Consider the following 15611-nt stretch of genomic DNA (forward strand, 5'->3'; position numbering starts at 1 on the left):
GGGCTGTACCGTGTTCGAACCTGCTTCGGGCCGAACGCGGTACGGTCTACACGGTAACCTGTACGAGAGCAGGCTCCCTGCAACGGTTTTCGCAAACCGTCCGGGCGTCTGCTCTCGTGCTGTATATCGACCAGTCAGGGGTGAGGTATGGGACGTTTGTTCGGCACCGACGGAGTCCGCGGGCTCGCCAACGACTCGCTGAGTCCGGAACTGGCGCTGCAGGTTTCGGCCGCCGCGGCGCAGGTGCTCAGCCGAGGGAAGAAGCGCGCGCTGGCCGTGGTGGGGCGTGACCCGCGGGCCAGTGGTGAAATGCTGGAGGCCGCCGTCATCGCGGGCCTGACTTCCGTTGGCGTGGACGTACTTTCGGTAGGTGTGCTGCCGACACCGGCCGTCGCCTACCTGACCGGCGTGTACGACGCGTGCCTGGGCGTGATGATCTCCGCCTCGCACAATCCCATGCCGGACAACGGGATCAAGATCTTCGCCGCGGGCGGGCACAAGCTCGACGACGCCATCGAGGACCGTATCGAGGCGCTCATGGCCGAGGGCAGGTTCGATCGGCCCGTGGGCGCGGGCGTCGGGCGGGTGCTCGGTAAGCCGGGGCAGCTGTTCGGCACGCACGATCAGTACAGCCTCGAAGGCACCCATGAGCGCTATGTGGAGCACCTGGTGGAAGCCACCGGGCGTGACCTGAGCGGACTCACCGTGGTGGTGGACTGCGCGCACGGCGCGGCCTCCGAGGTCGGCCCGGCCGCCCTTCGCGAGGCGGGCGCGACGGTGGTCGCCATCAATGCCGAACCCGACGGCCTGAACATCAACGACGGTTGCGGATCGACGCATCTGGGGCAGATCCAGCGCGCGGTGGTCGAACACGGCGGCGATCTGGGCCTGGCGCTGGACGGGGACGCGGACCGCTGCCTGGCCGTGGACGCCACGGGCGCCATCGTGGACGGCGACGCCATCATGGCCGTCATCGCCATGGCCATGCGGGACTCCGGCGAACTGGCCGAGGACACCCTCGTCGCCACCGTCATGAGCAATCTGGGTCTGCACATCGCCATGCGCGAGGCCGGAATCGCCATGCGCACCACCGCCGTCGGCGATCGCTACGTCCTGGAGGAACTGCGCCGCAGCGGCCTCACCCTCGGCGGCGAACAATCCGGCCATGTGGTGCTGCCCAAATTCGGCACCACCGGCGACGGCGTGCTCACCGGCCTGAAGCTGATGGCCCGCATGGCCGAAACCGGCCGCACCCTGGCCGATCTCGCGGCCATCGTGCAGACGGTCCCGCAGGTACTGGTGAACGTCCACGTCTCCGACAAAGCCGCCGTCGCGGCCGCCACCGAGGTCGTCGCCGCGGTCACCGAAGCCGAACGCCTCCTCGGCGACACCGGCCGAGTCCTCCTGCGCCCCAGCGGAACCGAACAACTCGTCCGCGTCATGGTGGAAGCCACCGATCCGGGCCTCGCCCAGCGCCTGGCCGACGACCTCGCGAAGCTCGTCGCCGCCGTCTGACCCCGGACTGAACACAGCCCGTCTCGCGTAGACAGGCGTGCGAAAAGAAGCAGTGCTGGGCACGTCGCCTGCCGTACCCGGCTTGGGCTCCCGACTCGGGAGGGGACCTCACGTTCCTGACGGGGGGCCTGGCCCTGGTTACCTTTGCGAGACAAAACCCGAAAAGACAAAAGGCGCAAGAACAAAGGCTGAGGGGCGCCTTGGGGAGGTTTACTCACCGAGAGGGCTCTCACGGTGGCGGTTTGCGGCGTGTCGCCACCGTGAGAGCCCTCTCGGTGAAGTGGCTGCCGGTTGGGAGGCTATGGCTGGGTGGTTGCGCCGGAATTGTCCGGCCATCGGGTCCGGATGGGCGGCTACTCCTCGGTGAGTTTGCCGGTCTCCAGGTGCCAGCGGCGGGTGGCGCGGACGTTGTCGAGCATGCGGCGGTCGTGGGTGACGAGGAGGACTGTGCCGGTGAAGGATTCGACTGCTTCCTCCAGTTGTTCGATGGCGGCCAGGTCCAGGTGGTTGGTGGGTTCGTCGAGGACCAGGAGGTTGACGCCGCGGGCTTGGAGGAGGGCCAGGGCGGCCCGGGTGCGTTCGCCGGGGGAGAGGGTGTCGTTGGGGCGCAGGACGTGTGGGCCGCGGAGGCCGAATTTGGCCAGGAGGGTGCGGACTTCGGCTTCGGGCCAGTCGGGGATTTCGGCGCTGAAGGTATCCGAGAGGGTGGAGGTGCCGCGGAAGAGGCCGCGGGCCTGGTCTACCTCGCCGATTGCCACCGCGGAGCCCAGGGCGGCGGATCCGGTGTCCGGCTTCGTTTTTCCGAGCAGGACCGACAGCAGGGTGGATTTGCCTGCGCCGTTGGCTCCGGTCAGGACGATGCGGTCGCCGTAGTCCACCTGGACGGTGACGGGGCCGAGGGTGAAATCACCGCGTGTGACAGTCGCATTCGAGAGGGTGGCGACGACCGAGCCGCTGCGGGGGGCGGCGGCGATGACCATGCGCAGTTCCCATTCCTTGCGCGGCTCTTCGACCGCGTCCAGGCGCTCGATGCGGCGCATGGTCTGCTTGACCTTCGACGCCTGCTTCTCGGTGGCTTCCGCGCGGGCTTTGCGGCCTAGTTTGTCGGAGTCCTGCTTGCTCTTTCGGCGGGCATTGCGCACACCGTGTTCCATCCAATTGCGCTGCATGCCGGCGCGGGCTTCGAGGCCGGCCTTGGTATCGGCGTAGTCCTCGAAGGCCTCGCGGACGTGGCGGCGGGCGATCTCCCGCTCCTCCAGGTACGACTCGTAACCGCCGTCGTAGATGCCTACCTGCTGCTGTGCCAGATCCAATTCCACAATGCTGTTCACGGTGCGCGCCAGGAACTCTCGGTCGTGGCTGATCACCATGAGCGGCTCGCGGATGCCGGTGACGAACTGTTCCAGGCGGGCCAGGCCGTCCAGATCGAGGTCGTTGGTGGGCTCGTCCAGGAGCAGAATGTCGAAGCGGGACAGCAGGACCGAGGCCAGACCGGCGCGGGCCGCCTGGCCGCCGGACAGGACTGTCATCGGGGTTTCCAGGCCGTGCGGCAGGCTGGCGGTCAGACCGAGGTCGGCGGCGGTCTCGTCGGCGCGCTGTTCCAGATCCGCGCCGCCGAGTGCGAGCCAGCGTTCCAGGGCGGGGGAGAATTCGTCGTCGCCGCCCTCGGCCAGGCGTTCGGCGGCCTCGTCCATGACGCGCTGGGCCTCGCCGACGCCGGTGCGGCGGCGCAGGAATTCGAGCACCGTCTCGCCCTCGATGCGCTCCGGTTCCTGGGCCAGGTAGCCGACCGTGGCATCGGGCGGGCTGAGGGTGATCTCGCCCTCGGGGGCGTGCCCGTCGGCGAGCATGCGCAGCAGAGTGGACTTTCCGGCGCCGTTCACCCCTACCAGGCCGATCACATCGCCGGGAGCCAGGATGAGATCGAGGTCTTCGAAGAGGGTGCGTTCGCCGTGTCCGGCAGCGAGTCCGCGCGCATGCAGAGTGGTGCTCACCTGCGCGATTCTGCCCTGCTCAGGGTTGCACCCTGACCCCGCCCTACCGAAGTTCAGGGTGCGAATGGGTCAGGGGACCGATGTGCGGCGGGCCCGCGGTGCGGAGAGTGGAGGTATGACAACACAGACCACCAAGCGCCTGACCCGTTCGAACCATGACAAGTGGATCGCCGGAGTCTGCGGGGGTATCGCCGAATACTTCGGCTGGAACGCCAATCTCGTCCGGCTGCTGTTCGTGCTCTCCTGCCTGCTGCCGGGACCGCAGTTCATCCTCTACATCATCCTGTGGATCATCATTCCGAAGCACTGAGTTATCCACAGCTGAGAGTTATCCACATTCGGTATGAAGGGGCTGCGTGCCGTCGGCGTGAGTGACAGGATGGTTATCACGTCACTGCGGAGGAGCGCACATGGTCACATCGGGTGATCTGCCGGGCCTGGATCTGCCGAATCTCGACTCACATTCCGAGCTCGGTGCGCTCGGCGCGGTAGAGCTAGCGCACCCGACGCAGGACATCGATGGTGACGGTCTACCGGACACCGTGACCACCAATAGTGACCACGCCATGCACGTGTGGACCGATATGGATCACGACGGGTACGCCGATCATGTGACCGTTGTGGATACCGGCGGTGACTACTCGGCCTGGGAGTTCCATCATCATCCGGATGGCTCGTCCGAATGGGTGCGCACAGACGAAGGGCGCCTGGGCAAGTAGCCGAACCGGGGGGATTCGAGCGAGGGGGGATCGATGGGTGGATTCGACGTGCTCGGCGTGGATCTCGATGGGCTGCGCGACACGATCACCACACTGCGGGGGTGCGCCGATACGCTGGAACAGCAGTCCCGCCGGGTGGGTGCGCATGTCTTCGGCATCAGCAATGAGGAAGCCGGGCGCAACTATTCAGCGTCGGGCGCGGCAGTGCAGCACGGATTCGAGCACATCGCGGCGTGTCTGCACCGCTGGTCTGCGGTCACTGCCGCTACTGCCGACGTATTCGACCGCGCCGCAGCGGAATACGCGCGCATCGACCACGAGCGCGCGGCCGCGGTATCGGGGGTGCATCCGTGACCTTCGATATGAGCGGCAAATCGGTCGACGACATTCTGGATTACGGCGCGCCGGGACTGGAGTACTGGGAGCGGTTCCTGCCGCTCTACGACAGGGCGTTCACGGCGCCGCACGATATCGAGCTCAGCGCCCTGCAAGCCGCATACGACGAGCAGCGCGGCGCCGATCTCGCGAAACTCGACAGTGCCCGAACGGAATTGGTGCAGGCGCTCGATCAGTCCGAAGCGCAGTGGGCTGCCCAGTGCGGGGTGGCGCAGAGCCTGCCGTCCTGCTGGACCAGCGGCGCCGGCGGTGCGGCGCTGGCGATGGTGGTCACCCAATTGCGCCGAGCCCGCGAGGATATCGACGCCGCGCGCTCCGCCGCCACGGCCATCGGCGCTGCCGTCGAGCCACTGCGGCAGGCCGTGCTCACCAAGGCGGAGAGCGTCCTCGGCCTGCTCGAGGAAACCCCCGGCGGCGTAGGGAAACTCGCGATCGCCGGCAAATCGCCGGACGATATCGAAGCCATGCTCGGCGATCACCCCGACCCCTGGCTCACCACCACATTCAAACCCGATGTGGAACACAAACTCGCCGCATTCCAGGCAGCCTGTACCGCCACCAACCGCTGCTTCGAATCCCACTACGACACCATCGTCGCGGCCATGAACCAGGTCTTGGACCTGCCCTACCCACAGCCCGCCCCGATCCCCGTCATCGCGCCCGCCCCGGAACCGTCTCCGGGCGCGCCCGGGGGTCGGCAGCCGGAACCGGCCCCGAGTGAACGGGGGCCACAGCCGCACGCCGTGCCGGAGTCGGCCGAACGGGGCTCACAGCCGCACGCTGCGCCGGAACAGGCCGAACGGGGGTCACAGCCGCAGGTCGCGCCGGAGACCGGATGGGCGCAGCGACCGGAACCGGTTCCGGTGCAACCGCATCAGAGCTACCCATCGGTCACCTCGGGCGGCCCCCAGGCCGCAGACTTCGCGCCGACCGCCCCGGCTTCAGTGGAATCGCCACCCGCCCAACCACACTCCCCGGCGGACCTGTCCCGACCCTCCCTGCCGGACTCATCTCCGGATTCCGGTTCCGCCGGATGCGCACAGCCCCAGTCGGTTCCGAACACCCCGCCTGCGGACGCGCAGTCGGTCCCCAACGCTCGGCCGAATGGTTCAGCCCAGTCCGCACCCTCCGCTCCACCCGACGGTGCCAACCGATCCCCGTCGGCCCCCGGCGCGCAATCAGAGGGATCCAATCACCCACAGTCCCAGCCCAATTCGGACTCCAACGGCCTCACCAGCCTGGCCGACCTCATTCGATCCCTGCTGTCGGTCCTGGACCCCGGCAAGCTCCCCTCTCTGACAGACCTCCTTCACCCCTCCGACCCTTCCGCCCACCCTGATCCCGCCCCGGACTCGCAGCACCCGGCGGAACATCCACCCCAACCCGATAAAGACGGCGGAGCCCCCGCGGGGCAGTGCCCGCAACCTGACACCAATCACCCTGGGCAGCAACACCATCCGGGGAGCGACTCGGGCACCACCGGCGAGTCGCCGAGCGTCGACGCGAGATCACCATCCGGGCACTGCCCACCTGGCCCGACCACCCCGGCCCCTACCTGCGATGCCCCACTCCCGTCCTGCGATATCCCGCCGCGATCAGCCGAATGTCCAGCGCCGCAGGAAGAAAGCAGAGCCATCCCTCAACCTGACGGACAATCCGCCGAGCACGCTCCGGCGTCCTGCATCATCAAAGGGCCGCCCGCGCCCGAAGGAACCCCACCGTCGCCGGACGATGCTCCGCTCCCCGACACCGGCCGAGTCTCACCCGACCAGGTGCAATTAGCCCCCGACCGTGATCCCGCACCAGTCACACCCCCCGACCGTGCGTCGCCACCGGACCCCTCCATGCCGCTCTCCGAAGTCCCTGCCCCCGAAGGAAATTCGCCCCACGCCAACGCCGATCCGACCGTAGAAATCCCAGAAGGCGGCGTCGAGATCCCCGAACTCTCGGACGCGACGCCGTTATGACTGCGAGATGTCGGCGTTAGCCCGGAATGTGTTTGGCCGGGATCCGCACCCGCTGTATTCCAGCTGGTTTCGGCGGATTCCGGCCATGGGGTGGCGGGTGGGTTTACTTGCGGAGGGCCTGGACGAGTTGGAGGAGGGGGAGTTTTTGGGGGTGTTCGGGCTCTTCTTCCACGGCTTCGGGGTCGACTATTTCGGTGTGGGGCAGGAGGGCTTCGGGGTCGGCGAAGAGTTTGTATTTCTTGTCGCCGAGGAGTTCGAAGTTGAGGAAGCCGACGAGGAGGGCTCGGGTGAGGCGTTCGGTTTTGGGCTCGTGCTTGCCGGCGCCGAGGGCCGACAGGGCGCGGCGGCCCTCGACCATGCCGTTGTGCGTGGCCTTTTCGACCGAACGCAGAATCGTCTTGCCGCCCCAGGCGGTGGCCAGGGGGATGGCATTGGAGCTGACCGAGCCGATATCGGAGGCGCCGGCCAGGATCAGTGCGGCGGTGTCGATTCCGGGGGCGAGGGCCTCGGCGGACGGGGAGGTGGGGGAGGGGAAGAGCGCGGCGACGGCCGCGACCTCACGCTGCGAGGCGGCGATGACGGCCGCGCCCGCACCCATGCCGTGCCCGGCCAGCGCCAGCCGGTCGGGATGCACGCTGATATCGCCGCCGCCCAGCCGCACCCCGGCGCAGATGTCCAGGGTGGTGAGCAGATCGGTCGCGAGGTTCAGATGCGAAGGGATCGGGCCGCGTTCGGTATCGGGCGCGGCGGCGACGTAACCCCAGGAGGCCAGATGCTCCAGCAGTCGCCGATAGTTCACAGCGCCCGTCAGCCAGCCGTGCCCGAAGGCCACCGCCGGCAGATTGAGCCCCTTCTCGGGTGTGTACACCACCCCTGGCTGTCCGGCAATGCCGAGGTTGCCGCGCAGCACCGAATGCGGGCCGCGGGCGGTCAAAGTGCTCAGGAGCGATTTCACAGACGCCGACACGACAGTGAACTTATCCGATCGCCGGGCCATTGGGGTGTTTCGGCCGGTCCCGTCCGCACTGGGATTCAGAAGCCGGTGCTACCCCAGTAGGCTGGTGGCCCATGTGCGGAATCGTGGGGTACGTGGGGTACCGGGACGCCCTCGGTGTGGTGGTGGACGCGTTGCGCCGCATGGAGTATCGCGGCTACGACTCCGCCGGAGTCGCCATTCTCGACGGCGCGGGCGGGCTCGCCGTCGAACGCAAGGCAGGCCGGCTGGCCAATCTGGAGGCCGAACTCGCCGAAACGGCAGCGGGTCGTTTCGCGGGCACCACCGGCATGGGCCACACCCGCTGGGCCACCCACGGCGCACCCACCGACCGCAATGCGCATCCGCATCGTGACGGCGGCGACCGGGTCGCGGTGGTGCACAACGGCATCATCGAGAACTTCGCGCCGCTGCGCCGCGAACTCGAAGACGCCGGAGTCGAACTCGGCAGCGATACCGATACCGAGGTCACCGTGCACCTGGTGGCTCGTGCGTATGCCACCGGTGCGACGGCGGGGGATTTCGTGGCCTCCGCGCTCGCCGTGGTGCGCCGCCTGGAGGGCGCGTTCACCCTGGTCTTCACGCATGCCGACCATCCCGGCACCATCATCGCCGCACGCCGCTCCACCCCGCTGGTGGTGGGTGTCGGCAAGGGTGAGATGTTCCTCGCCTCCGATGTCACCGCCTTCATCGAGCACACCCGGGAAGCGGTGGAGCTCGGCCAGGATCAGGCCGTTGTCATTACCGCGAACTCCTACGAGGTCACCGATTTCGACGGAAATCCCGACGCGGTCCGCACCCGCCCGTTCACCATCGACTGGGATCTGGCCGCCGCCGAGAAGGGCGGCCACGACTACTTCATGCTCAAGGAGATCGAGGAGCAGCCCGCCGGCGTCGCCGACACGCTGATCGGTCACTTCCAAGACGGCCGGATCGTGCTGGACGAGCAGCGGCTCACCGATCAGGAACTGCGCGAGTTCGACAAGGTCTTCGTGGTCGCCTGCGGCAGTTCGTATCACGCGGGGCTGCTGGCCAAATACGCCATCGAACACTGGACCCGGCTGCCCGTCGAGGTGGAGCTGGCCAGCGAATTCCGTTATCGCGACCCGGTTCTGGACCGCTCCACGCTGGTGGTCGCCATCTCGCAGTCCGGCGAGACGGCCGACACGCTGGAGGCGGTCCGGCACGCCAAGAGTCAGAAGGCGCGAGTCCTGGCCATCTGCAATACCAATGGCGCGCAGATTCCCCGCGAGTCCGACGCTGTGCTCTACACCCGCACCGGGCCGGAGATCGGCGTGGCGTCCACCAAGGCGTTTCTCGCGCAGATCACCGCGAACTATCTTGTCGGCCTCGCGCTCGCGCAGGCGCGCGGCACCAAGTACCCCGATGAGGTGGCCCGCGAATTCGCCGAGCTGGAGGCCATGCCGAAACTGGTCGCCCGCGTCCTGGAGTCGGGCGACCAGGTGCGCGCCCTCGCACGCGAGTTCGCCCACGTCTCCACGGTGCTGTTCCTCGGCCGGCATGTCGGTTATCCGGTGGCGCTCGAAGGTGCGCTGAAGCTCAAGGAACTGGCGTACATCCACGCCGAGGGCTTCGCCGCCGGTGAGCTCAAGCACGGCCCGATCGCGCTGATCGAGGAGGGTCTGCCGGTTTTCGTGGTGATGCCCTCGCTGAAGAGCCGCCCCATGCTGCACTCCAAGATGCTCAGCAATATTCGCGAGATCCAGGCGCGCGGGGCCCGCACCATCGTCATTGCCGAGGAAGGCGACGACACGGTCCGCCCGTTCGCCGATCACCTGATCGAAATACCCGCCGCCCCAACGCTTTTCCAGCCGCTGCTGGCCACCGTCCCGCTGCAGATCTTCGCCGCCGAGGTCGCACAGGCCCGCGGCTACGACGTCGACAAGCCCCGCAACCTCGCCAAATCAGTCACGGTCGAATAGGCGCTGCGGCGCTATTCGACGGTGACCGAGCCCTTCATGTCCGGGTGCAGGGGGCACAGGTAGCGGTAGGTGCCGGGGGTGGTGAAGGTGTAGCTCCACTCGCCCTTGTGGATGATCGGGCTGTTGATGCCCAGCGCGACATCGCCGATGCCCTGCACCGCGTGCGGGGCCTTGTCGGAGAACTTCCAGGTCACCATGTCGCCGGCCTTGACGGTGATAGAGGCCGGGGAGAACTTCATATCGTTCACCTCGACGGTCACCGCCGCGGGCTGCCGCGGGCCCGACGTGGCGGCGGCCGAGGTGGCGGCGGAGGCGGCGGTCGTCGCCGGTGCGGCCGACTTCGACGAATCCGAGCCGCAGCCGCTCACGGCCAGCACCCCCGCCACCACGGTCACGAGGAGCAGGGCGCGGGCGGGCGAGTAGCGGCGGATCGACATGTCCGTCAGCGTAACCGTCGCGATCAGCGGGCTATTCGCAGGCTTCGTCCCTGCGGAAACCGCCGGGTCGCTGCGTGGCGGTCGCCGCGGCGGGCGGGGGTAGTCTGCAAACGTCGCAGGCAGGCGGGGTGCGCCCCGCGGAATCCGCTCTCGCAGGAGGCGAACGATGACCGCAGCTGAGCTTCGCGGATATTTCACGGCCGATGAGGTTCGTGCGGCGGAGACGGAGCTGTTCACCCGGGTTCCCGCCGGAATGCCCATGCGGCGCGCGGCTTTCGGATTGGCCGAGGTGGTGCTGCGGGAGCTGCGGGAGCGGACCGGGGGAGTGGCCGGACGTTCGGTGACACTGCTGGTCGGCTCCGGCGACAATGGCGGCGACGCGCTGTGGGCGGGATCGTTCCTGCGGCGGCGGGGTGTGGCCGTGCGGGCGGTGCTGCTGTCGCCGGAGCGGGTGCATGCGGAGGGGCTGGCGGCATTGCGCCGGGCCGGTGGCCGGGTGGGCGCCGAGGTGGGCGCGCCGGATCTGGTCATCGACGGCATCGTCGGTATTTCGGGTCGCGGGCCGCTGCGCCCGCAGGCGGCGGAAATTGTTGCCGGGGTGCGTGTTCCGGTGATCTCCGTCGATCTGCCCAGCGGTGTGGACCCGGATACCGGAGTGGTGAGCGGACCAGTGGTTCGAGCGGCCGTGACCGTGGCCTTCGGTGCGTACAAGCCGGTGCATGCCCTGGCCGCGCCATACTGCGGCCGAATTGAACTGGTGCCCATAGGATTACGTCTACCTGCGCCGAATCTGGCTGCCCTGGAACCGCAATCGATCGGGGCGGGCTGGCCGGTGCCGCAATCGACCGATGACAAGTACACCCAGGGCGTCACCGGCGTCTGCGCGGGCAGCTCCACCTATCCGGGTGCGGCGATCCTGTGCACCGGCGGCGCGGTGGCCGCGACCTCCGGAATGGTCCGCTATGCCGGAACCGGCGCCGCTCAGGTTCTCGCACACTTTCCTGAAGTTGTTGCCGCACCGTCGATTTCGGAGACCGGCCGAGTGCAGTCCTGGGTCTTCGGCCCCGGCGCGGGCACCGACTCCGCCGCGCGCGACCGGCTCGCCGAGATCCTCGCCACCGATCTGCCCGTGGTGGTCGACGCCGACGGCCTGACCCTGCTCGCGGCCGATCCGGGCCTGCTGAACGGCCGCACCGCCCCTACCGTCCTCACTCCGCACGCCGGCGAATTCGCCCGCCTCACCGGGGAGGACCCGGCCCCCGACCGTGTGGCCGCCGTCCGCAAACTCGCCGACTCCTGGCAGGTGACAGTCCTTTTGAAGGGGCGCGCCACCGTGGTCGCCACCCCCGGCGACCCGGTCTTCGTCAACGAGGCAGGCGGCTCCTGGGCTGCCACCGCCGGCTCCGGCGACATCCTCTCCGGCGTCATAGCCGCCCTCCTCGCCGCCGGTCGCGACCCCGCCTGGTCCGCCGCGGCCGCCGCCCGAGTCCACGCCCTCTCCGCCAACCTCGCCGCTCACGCCACCACCGCCGCAGGCGCCCCCATCTCCGCCTCCCCCCTCCTCGCCAATCTCCGCAACGCCATCGGCACCCTCCGCGACCTCGCCGCCGCCTGATCACTGCGGTCCACCGGCGCCGCGAGTCCGCCAGGGCGACCTCCAGCCCGCGACAGCCCACGGCAGATGTGGGCCATCCCGATCGATCACCCGGATCTTCGCGTGACGGGGAACAGCCTGCCGTGCAATGTCACTCGCTGATGCTCGGCCCCGCTGCGTCTCCGACTCGGAGTTCGTCGCCGATGAGTGGCAGGTCGGCGGTCAGGCCGGAGGGGTTATCGCTGCGTGGAGGGCGGCGCGGGCGGCGGCGACTATGGGGTGGTGGGCGGCGCCGCGGCGGTAGGCGAGGTGGGTGCGGCGGCGGGTGGGGAGGGGGGTGAGGGTTACGCCGGGCGGGACCGATTGGGCGCCCAGGTCGGGGACCAGGGCTACGCCCTGGGCTGCGGCCACCAGGGCCAGGACGGCGCCGAAGTCGTCGGCGTGGTGGCGGATGCGGGGGGTGAATCCGGCTGCGCGGCAGGCTCGGACGGTCATGGCGTGGCAGAGGGTGCCGGGGGTGCCTGCGATCCAGGAGGAATCGCGGTGTGCGGCAAGGGGTTCCGCGATGAGAGCGGCGAGGTGGATGGTTTCCTCGAGCAGGGGTTCGGTATCGAGGCCCGGTTCCGGGTCCACGGGGACGTAGTCGTACTCCTGGACCAGCGCTATATCGAGGAGATCGGCGCGCAGGGCGGCGGGGGCGGCGGCCGGATCCAGTTCGGTGACAAGCAGTTCCAGGTGCGGATGATCGCGGCTGAGGGTGACCAGCGCGGGGGACAGGATGGTGCGGACCGCGGTGGGGAAGGCGCCGATGCGCAGGGTTCCGGTGAGTTCGGTTCTGGCGGTGGCGAGTTCGGCGGTGGCCTGCGCCAGGGTCGCGAGGATGGTTTCGGTGTGCTCGACCAGGCGCAGTGCGACGGGGGTGAGGGTGACGCTGCGGCCGGTGCGCTCCAGCAGCGGCACCCCGGCCTCGCGTTCCAGCGCGGTCAGCTGCTGGGAGACCGCGGAGGGCGTGTAGGTCAGCGCCTCCGCGACGGCGGTGATGGTGCCGCGGTGGGCGAGTTCCCGGAGCAGGCGTAATCGGCGCAGATCGAGCATAAGGAGATCTTATGCTCGGAGACGGAAACGTGAAATGGACGTGAAGGCGTGTGGCGGCCACGCTGGGGCCATGACATTCACAGGCCTGTTCGTGCCGCTGATCACGCCTTTCACCGCCACCGGCGAGATCGCCGCAGCAGCGCTCGAAGCCCTCGCGCACGAGGTGCTCGAGGCCGGGGCGACCGGAATCGTCGCGCTCGGCACCACCGCCGAACCCGCGACCCTCACCCCGGACGAGCGGCTGCGGGTGCTCGATATCTGCGCGGGGGTGTGCGCCGAGCACCGGGCACCCCTGATCGCCGCCGCCGGATCGAATGCGACCGCCGCCTCGGTGCAGGAACTCGCAGCCCTCGACCCGCGGGCCGCGGCCGCGCTCACCGTGGTCCCGTACTACACGCGCCCGTCCGAAGACGGTGTTGTCGAACACTTCCGGCACTTGGCCGCGGCCAGCCCGGTTCCCCTGGTGATCTACCACATTCCGTACCGCACGGGCCTTTCGCTCAGTGCCGAAACCCTGTGCCGCCTGGCCGAATTGCCGAATGTCGCCGGATTCAAATACACCACCGGCGGCATCGACGACACCACCATCGGCTTCCTGAGCGCCGCGGCAGGCGATACCGCCGTACTCGCGGGCGACGACCTCTTCGCCGCGCCCCTGCTCGCCCTCGGCGCCTCCGGCGCCATCCTGGCCTGCGCGAATGTCGCACCCGCCGAATACGTCGAACTGATCGCGGCCTGGCGGAACGGCCCGATCGACCAGGCCCGCCGCATCGGCAACCGCCTCGCCGCCCTCGCCGCCACCCTGTTCACCGAACCCAATCCGACTGTCCTGAAGGGTGTTCTGGCCGCACAGGGCCGCATCCCCACCGCCGCGGTCCGACTTCCGCTGCTCCCCGCGAGCGAAGCCTCCGTCGCGGCGGCGCTGTCCGCACTGCAGGGCGTCCACGCGGGCAGTTCCTGACCGTTCGGCGAAACGGCCGCCACGCGAGCGCCGTCACTCTGTTCTCGACTTCAGGCACTGAATGCGTCCAGGCAGGCCGCTCCGACCGGCGTCCGGTGCGCTGCCGTATTCAGGGCAACGCGTCGACTCGGGAAGTGCCGGGCGAAAGCATGATCGGTGGGCTGATCAGGTGAGGTAGCCAGGTTCGTCCCCGTGGCGCTCTGTGCGGGCATGCGTCGCGGGCAGGCGCCGATCATGCGATTGCGGCGTGTCGCTGGGCGGGTCGAGGCGTTGCCGCGGCCGGGTGTGACGGGTGCCGCGCGGGCGGAGATGGCAGGATCGGTGCTGTGAACAAGCCCGATCCGCAGGTGGAGACCCTCGTCGATCTGAATGCCATTGCCCACAATGTGCGGATCCTGGCCGAGCACGCCGGTGCCGCCGCGATCATGGTGGTGGTCAAGGCGGACGGGTACAACCACGGGGCCGTCGAGGTCGGGCGGGCCGCGATCGCCGCCGGGGCCCGCGAGCTCGGGGTGACCACCCTCGAAGAGGCGGTCGCACTGCGGGCGGCGGGCATTACCGCGCCGATTCTGTGCTGGCTCAACACCTCCGATGCCGACTTCGCGAGCGGTATTGCGGCGGATATCGAGATCGCGGTGTCCTCGGTCGCACATCTGGAGGCGGTCGCGGCGGCCGCACGCAGTCTGGGGCGCATCGCGACGGTATCGCTCAAGGTGGATACCGGGCTCAACCGCAATGGCGTATCCGCGACCGAATACCCGCAGGTGCTGACGCTTTTGCGACAGCTGGTGGACGAGCGGGTGGTGCGGTTCCGGGCCGTCTTCTCCCATCTCGCCCATGCGGATTCACCGCACCACCCGACCATCGACCTCCAGCGCGACCGGTTCCTGGAATGCATCGCCACCGCGAAAGAGCACGGCCTGCAACCGGAATTGGTGCATCTGGCCAATTCTGCGGCCGCCCTGACCCGCCCGGATCTGGCGTTCGACATGGTGCGTCCCGGCATCGCCGTGTACGGCCTCTCGCCGATTCCGGAGATCTCCGACTTCGGCCTGCGCCCGGCCATGACCTTCCGCGCCCGCGTCGCCCTGGTGAAACGCGTCGCCGCAGGTGAGGGTGTGTCCTACGGCCACGAGTGGATTGCCGAGCACGACACCACCGTCGCGCTCATCCCCGCCGGATACGCCGACGGCGTGCCGCGCACCCTCGGCGGCCGTTTCGATGTGTGGCTGGGCGGCGAGCGCCGGCCCAATATCGGCCGGGTCTGCATGGACCAGCTGGTGGTGAACCTCGGCGAGAACGAATCCGGTGTCCGCGAGGGCGATACCGCCGTCCTGTTCGGCGGCGAGGGTCTGCCGCACGCCCAGGAATGGGCGGACACGCTCGGCACCATCCACTACGAAATCGTCTGCGCCCCGCGCGGTCGCGTTGTCCGCACCCACATCGGCGGCCGGTGATGAACACCCGCGGCAATCGCACCCTCCCGACAGTCGAGGACACCGAGGCTCTCGGCCGCGAACTGGCGGAGGAACTGCAACCCGGCGATCTGGTCATTCTCGACGGTCCGCTGGGTGCCGGGAAAACCGCGCTCACCCGTGGCATCGCCGCCGGGCTCGGCGTCATAGGCCGGGTCAGCTCACCGACTTTCATCATTGCCCGCCAGCACCGCGCGAGCGCCGACCCGGGCTCGATCGCCCTGGTGCACGTGGACGCCTACCGGCTCGGCGGTGATTTGGACGAGCTCGACGCCCTCGACCTGGACACCGATCTGCACGATGCGGTGGTCGTCGTCGAATGGGGTCTGGGCGTGGCCGAACACCTCGCCGACCGTCACCTGCGCGTCCAACTCCGCCGCGAACCGGACTCCGATATCCGCACGGCGGAATGGGAATGGCTCTCGGCCACCTGACCACCCTCTAATGCGAGAAGCATCACGCTGACCGCACCACCAGCGGTCGCGACCCTGCCGGAGCGAAGCGAAGGCAATCAGACCAGT

Annotated in this window: 14 protein-coding genes; 10 read left to right on the plus strand and 4 right to left on the minus strand. The window is 68.8% G+C overall.

All coding sequences use genetic code 11. The features are described from left to right. The first annotated feature begins 147 nt into the window (after positions 1-147). On the plus strand, positions 148-1515 hold the full coding sequence (glmM, locus tag OG326_RS07120) for a phosphoglucosamine mutase (protein WP_327143808.1): 1368 nt from the start codon (positions 148-150) through the stop codon (positions 1513-1515). A gap of 353 nt (positions 1516-1868) precedes the next feature. Here the strand turns inward: glmM and OG326_RS07125 are convergent, their stop codons facing one another. Further along, positions 1869-3509 (minus strand): ABC-F family ATP-binding cassette domain-containing protein, encoded by a 1641-nt coding sequence (locus OG326_RS07125; RefSeq protein WP_327143809.1) that lies wholly within the window; start codon positions 3507-3509, stop codon positions 1869-1871. A 115-nt stretch (positions 3510-3624) separates the two neighbouring features. On the opposite strand from OG326_RS07125, the gene OG326_RS07130 reads away from it, so the two are divergent. From OG326_RS07130 to OG326_RS07145, 4 genes are all read left to right on the plus strand, one after another. Further along, positions 3625-3819, plus strand: coding sequence for a PspC domain-containing protein (locus tag OG326_RS07130; protein ID WP_327143810.1), 195 nt, complete (start codon positions 3625-3627; stop codon positions 3817-3819). 100 nt (positions 3820-3919) lie between these two features. Beyond that, on the plus strand, positions 3920-4228 hold the full coding sequence (locus OG326_RS07135) for a DUF6802 family protein (protein WP_327143811.1): 309 nt from the start codon (positions 3920-3922) through the stop codon (positions 4226-4228). A 33-nt stretch (positions 4229-4261) separates the two neighbouring features. Beyond that, complete coding sequence (locus OG326_RS07140; RefSeq protein ID WP_327143812.1) at positions 4262-4582, plus strand: hypothetical protein; 321 nt, start codon at positions 4262-4264, stop codon at positions 4580-4582. Continuing rightward, positions 4579-6591 carry a hypothetical protein gene (locus OG326_RS07145; RefSeq protein ID WP_327143813.1) on the plus strand — a complete coding sequence of 671 codons (2013 nt, stop codon included), beginning with the start codon at positions 4579-4581 and terminating at the stop codon, positions 6589-6591. Before OG326_RS07140 ends, OG326_RS07145 begins: the two co-directional genes overlap by 4 nt. Positions 6592-6694: 103 nt before the next feature. On the opposite strand, the gene OG326_RS07150 is transcribed toward OG326_RS07145, so the two are convergent. Beyond that, positions 6695-7558 (minus strand): dienelactone hydrolase family protein, encoded by an 864-nt coding sequence (locus tag OG326_RS07150; RefSeq protein ID WP_327143814.1) that lies wholly within the window; start codon positions 7556-7558, stop codon positions 6695-6697. A gap of 101 nt (positions 7559-7659) precedes the next feature. On the opposite strand from OG326_RS07150, the gene glmS reads away from it, so the two are divergent. Continuing rightward, positions 7660-9528, plus strand: a complete 1869-nt coding sequence (glmS, locus tag OG326_RS07155; RefSeq protein WP_327143815.1) for a glutamine--fructose-6-phosphate transaminase (isomerizing) — start codon at positions 7660-7662, stop codon at positions 9526-9528. An 11-nt stretch (positions 9529-9539) separates the two neighbouring features. Here the strand turns inward: glmS and OG326_RS07160 are convergent, their stop codons facing one another. Beyond that, positions 9540-9965: a cupredoxin domain-containing protein gene (locus tag OG326_RS07160; protein ID WP_327143816.1), complete on the minus strand. Its 426-nt coding sequence runs from the start codon at positions 9963-9965 to the stop codon at positions 9540-9542. 166 nt (positions 9966-10131) lie between these two features. Between OG326_RS07160 and OG326_RS07165 the strand changes: the two genes are divergently transcribed. Beyond that, complete coding sequence (locus tag OG326_RS07165) at positions 10132-11580, plus strand: NAD(P)H-hydrate dehydratase (RefSeq protein WP_327143817.1); 1449 nt, start codon at positions 10132-10134, stop codon at positions 11578-11580. 201 nt (positions 11581-11781) lie between these two features. Here the strand turns inward: OG326_RS07165 and OG326_RS07170 are convergent, their stop codons facing one another. Continuing rightward, positions 11782-12654, minus strand: a complete 873-nt coding sequence (locus tag OG326_RS07170; RefSeq protein ID WP_327143818.1) for a LysR substrate-binding domain-containing protein — start codon at positions 12652-12654, stop codon at positions 11782-11784. A 70-nt stretch (positions 12655-12724) separates the two neighbouring features. Between OG326_RS07170 and dapA the strand changes: the two genes are divergently transcribed. The 3 genes from dapA (at position 12725) to tsaE (ending at position 15524) form a co-directional block, all read left to right on the plus strand. Then, a complete protein-coding gene (gene dapA, locus OG326_RS07175) occupies positions 12725-13615 on the plus strand; it encodes a 4-hydroxy-tetrahydrodipicolinate synthase (RefSeq protein ID WP_327143819.1) in 891 nt (296 codons plus the stop codon). 326 nt (positions 13616-13941) lie between these two features. Continuing rightward, a complete protein-coding gene (gene alr, locus OG326_RS07180; protein ID WP_327143820.1) occupies positions 13942-15072 on the plus strand; it encodes an alanine racemase in 1131 nt (376 codons plus the stop codon). Continuing rightward, complete coding sequence (gene tsaE / locus OG326_RS07185; protein ID WP_327143821.1) at positions 15072-15524, plus strand: tRNA (adenosine(37)-N6)-threonylcarbamoyltransferase complex ATPase subunit type 1 TsaE; 453 nt, start codon at positions 15072-15074, stop codon at positions 15522-15524. The genes alr and tsaE overlap by 1 nt, the downstream gene beginning before the upstream one ends. Positions 15525-15611 lie beyond the last annotated feature (87 nt).

Origin of the sequence: Nocardia sp. NBC_01327 (assembly GCF_035958815.1) — a bacterium.
Classification (GTDB): Bacteria; Actinomycetota; Actinomycetes; order Mycobacteriales; family Mycobacteriaceae; genus Nocardia.

What these genes read in the sequence shown, in the direction of transcription:
- glmM (WP_327143808.1), top strand. Translation starts at nt 148, where the DNA reads ATGGGACGTTTGTTCGGCACCGACGGAGTCCGCGGGCTCGCCAACGAC.
- OG326_RS07130 (WP_327143810.1), top strand. Translation starts at nt 3,625, where the DNA reads ATGACAACACAGACCACCAAGCGCCTGACCCGTTCGAACCATGACAAG.
- OG326_RS07135 (WP_327143811.1), top strand. Translation starts at nt 3,920, where the DNA reads ATGGTCACATCGGGTGATCTGCCGGGCCTGGATCTGCCGAATCTCGAC.
- OG326_RS07140 (WP_327143812.1), top strand. Translation starts at nt 4,262, where the DNA reads ATGGGTGGATTCGACGTGCTCGGCGTGGATCTCGATGGGCTGCGCGAC.
- glmS (WP_327143815.1), top strand. Translation starts at nt 7,660, where the DNA reads ATGTGCGGAATCGTGGGGTACGTGGGGTACCGGGACGCCCTCGGTGTG.
- OG326_RS07160 (WP_327143816.1), bottom strand. Translation starts at nt 9,965, where the DNA reads ATGTCGATCCGCCGCTACTCGCCCGCCCGCGCCCTGCTCCTCGTGACC.
- OG326_RS07165 (WP_327143817.1), top strand. Translation starts at nt 10,132, where the DNA reads ATGACCGCAGCTGAGCTTCGCGGATATTTCACGGCCGATGAGGTTCGT.
- OG326_RS07170 (WP_327143818.1), bottom strand. Translation starts at nt 12,654, where the DNA reads ATGCTCGATCTGCGCCGATTACGCCTGCTCCGGGAACTCGCCCACCGC.
- dapA (WP_327143819.1), top strand. Translation starts at nt 12,725, where the DNA reads ATGACATTCACAGGCCTGTTCGTGCCGCTGATCACGCCTTTCACCGCC.
- tsaE (WP_327143821.1), top strand. Translation starts at nt 15,072, where the DNA reads ATGAACACCCGCGGCAATCGCACCCTCCCGACAGTCGAGGACACCGAG.